At 42.5% G+C, this 2,077-nt stretch carries 2 pseudogenes; both read right to left on the bottom strand.

Annotation, left to right across the window (positions count from 1 at the left end):
• Positions 1-79: 79 nt before the first annotated feature.
• Positions 80-334, bottom strand: a pseudogene (locus DSM107010_RS37615) (Uma2 family endonuclease); the annotation flags it as partial.
• A 493-nt stretch (positions 335-827) separates the two neighbouring features.
• Positions 828-1,514: pseudogene (locus DSM107010_RS37610) on the bottom strand (IS1 family transposase).
• Positions 1,515-2,077 lie beyond the last annotated feature (563 nt).

Here is a 2,077-nt window from a genome sequence, read left to right as displayed (position 1 = left end):
AGTGGCTGAACTAAACGGTCAGTGGCAGCAGTTGTGGTTCCCCGCTCTGGCTGCCTAATCAACGGATTATTTACAGGTTGAAAAAATCTGGACCGCGGAAATCCCGATTCATCGCTTGATTGCGGCTGTAGTAGACGAACATATTACCGCCTGCGAAAAAGTTCGATCGCTCGGCTAGTGCCGACAGCGCCGAATCAATCAGAACGTTCACCGCAATCCGGTGGCGGTTAGTCTCCAATGGTTCTCCATCATCAAAAACGAGATCGCTGGGGGGTTCTGGCGCTGACCACTCTTGTACGTACTTTTCCTGCCCGATTGCGGTTTCATGGGACATGGCGGCTGAAGGCAATCTGCCTCATTGAGGTGAGTGACTAAAACCGAGTCGATCGACTTATGAGTTGGTTCAACTTATGGTTTCAATTCAGTATATCACCCCTTTTATATAAAATAAGATGTTATAATTATCTTTTATCCGACTATACTACGACTAAATTCAGAATAGCGCAAGTGTACTATCAAGTTAACTGTGGCTGACACCAGATCTTTGCCACAGTGTCAGCGAGTGCGATCGCCATCTGCTTTGCTTCTTTGCTCCTGTAGAGCCAAGCCTAGTATTGCTGCTGTAGAAAACGTTTGTCAGATTGGACTTTTAAGTGCCAGTTTTTTCAGAAAATAAAGGAGTAAAACTGCTGAAAATACCATACGATAAGGATTGTAGAAGATAAGATCGATTTGGTTCGAGATCCGAAAGCCTGCGCGCATTCCAGATACACTTGGGTAGGTGTAACTGTAACCATAAGATGGGCGTTGCACAATAGCCGAATGGTTTAGCTTGGCACAGGGACATTTCTATACTTTAGGTAATGCAGCAACAATTTAAGAGATAATCGCAGCACATCTTCTGATTTGGAATAACAAAAGGTTTTTCTATGTAGTCGGGCTAAGTAATGCCTTAGTCTACTGTTTTCCCCCTCTACTCTTGTCATGTAAGTTTTTTTAACAATGTGGTCGGCATCTTCAATAAAAATTGGCTAAACACAATAGCCATCAGTCACATAGAAGAAGCAATGCCAACACTTAATAATGTTCCACAATGGCGCGAAAGTTTTGGCACTTCTGTCTCCTAAAACCCAAGCTATAATTCCGGCACTTGCCTTATTCACTGCTGTCCACAGCCAGATCTTGTTTTTTTTACCCACAAAAGTTTCGAGTTCGTCTACTTGGGTAACTTCAGGGATTTCTGATGATTCTGGCGCCTTGGGTAAAGCTGCTCCTGCCTGTTTAACCCAATTAATCACAGTGTTGTGGTTAACACCAGTGACCCTTTCGATAGCGCGAAAGCCCATACCGTTGACGTAGAGCGTTAGGCAATGCTCTTTCGTTGAGGTTCGATATCCTAGAGTGTCATAAATCTCTAGCAATTGACGACCACAGGCACAACATATATAGCATTGTTTGCCACGGCGATGCCCGTTTTTACTGATTTTAGTGGATGCACAATGAATACATTTCATTCTTCTATTATGCAACGCCATAAGATGAGCAACCCTGAAACCATAAATTGAGCAACAAAAAGTGTTACTTAAAGGATAAAGTCACCGAAATTCAAGCATAAAATGACCGCAGTCCAAAACTTAAGCTGGAAAAGGAATTGAGAGATTTAAATGCGATCGCTCTCTGAGTATTGCAACGGGAGAATAAGCATTTCAGCTTAATTGGGGCGGTCACTTTATCCTTTAAGAGTGGTCATCTTATCCTTTAAGTAACAAAAAGCGCTTATTGCTGATTCTGTCGTGAAGTGATCGTTTTGTTGCTGTTGGTTTTGTAACCAGAATATGAGCAGAAGTTCAAAACTACAAGTATAAAGTGAGCAAACATAATTAGCTGTATCAAACAGCTACACCGATTACTCTACCTGCTTCTCACAAACCCGCTCCTCTTCACTAGTACATTTGTTTCATGGAGGCTAAAAATAGCTTCAGTGCTTATGGAAAGTGGGTAGTGATACGGAAGTAGTGGTGAGGTAGAACCCTTGCTCCGTCAGCATCCTGTATAATATTAGCTAATGCGAACAATC

The organism is Chroococcidiopsis cubana SAG 39.79 (genome assembly GCF_003991895.1).
GTDB classification, from domain to species: domain Bacteria; phylum Cyanobacteriota; class Cyanobacteriia; order Cyanobacteriales; family Chroococcidiopsidaceae; genus Chroococcidiopsis; species Chroococcidiopsis thermalis.
The sequence above is the reverse complement of the archived record's forward strand: the minus strand, read 5'-3'. Positions and strand labels throughout refer to the sequence as shown.